This is a genomic window from Kribbella sp. NPDC055110, assembly GCF_053607525.1.
Genome location: NZ_JBSGTS010000076.1, coordinates 1 through 1,031 on the forward strand (window position 1 = coordinate 1; position 1,031 = coordinate 1,031).

Here is a 1,031-nt window from a genome sequence, read left to right on the forward strand (position 1 = left end):
GCAAAGCTTCCGGTGAAAGACTATCGCGAGATGGAAGACATCGTTCGCCAGGAGATTCCGGTTATCCAACAGGAAATCCTGATTCATGCCGCCGACGAAGGTTCTGAACTCGTTGCTTATGCATTGGGCAAGAACCAACAACTACGCCAGCGTGTAGCCGCTGAGACAGACCCAATTCGCGCAGCATTCCTCTTAGGCCAGATTAGCCAGCAAGTTAAGTTGGCACCAAAGCCTAAGAAAGCCATCAAGCCAGAGCCGGAGGTTCGTGGTGGCGGCGCTGATGCGAAACAAGATGATTTCAACAAACTCTGCCCCGGCGCTAAAATCGAATAAGGAACAGCTAAATGGCTACCAATGATTTAAACAGTAACGTCAGTCAAATCGTCCTGAAAAAATTCCTGCCTGGTTTCATGTCTGACCTGGTATTGGCAAAAACCGTAGACCGCCAATTGCTGGCTGGAGAAATCAACTCCAATACCGGCGATAGCGTGAGCTTCAAACGTCCGCATCAGTTCTCATCTCTGCGCACTCCTACGGGTGACATTTCGGGTCAGGCGAAGAACAACCTGATCTCCGGTAAGGCAACTGGCCGCGTCGGCAACTACATCACTGTTGCCGTCGAGTATCAGCAACTGGAAGAAGCGATCAAGCTGAACCAACTGGAAGAAATTCTGGCTCCGGTTCGTCAGCGCATCGTAACCGACCTGGAAACTGAGCTGGCCAAGTTCATGATGAACAATGGCGCACTGGCTCTGGGGAGCCCCAATACCCCGATCAACAAATGGTCTGATGTGGCTCAAACCGCATCCTTCCTGAAGGATTTGGGCGTCGTTGAGGGTGAGAACTATGCGGTAATGGATCCGTGGTCAGCCCAGCGCCTGGCAGACGCGCAATCTGGTCTGCACGCTGCCGACCAACTGGTTCGCACCGCCTGGGAAAATGCGCAGATCTCCACTAACTTCGGCGGCATTCGCGCGCTGATGTCTAACGGCCTGGCATCCCGCACGCAAGGTGCATTCGGTGGTACGCTG

2 protein-coding genes are annotated in these 1,031 nt (G+C 53.3%); both read left to right on the plus strand.

The window, feature by feature from the left end; all coding sequences use genetic code 11:
* A partial coding sequence (locus tag ACWF0M_RS38150) for a hypothetical protein (RefSeq protein WP_452240648.1) occupies nt 1-333 on the plus strand: 333 nt, incomplete at its 5' end.
* Between the two features lie 11 nt (nt 334-344).
* A partial coding sequence (locus ACWF0M_RS38155; RefSeq protein WP_452240649.1) for a P22 phage major capsid protein family protein occupies nt 345-1,031 on the plus strand: 687 nt, incomplete at its 3' end.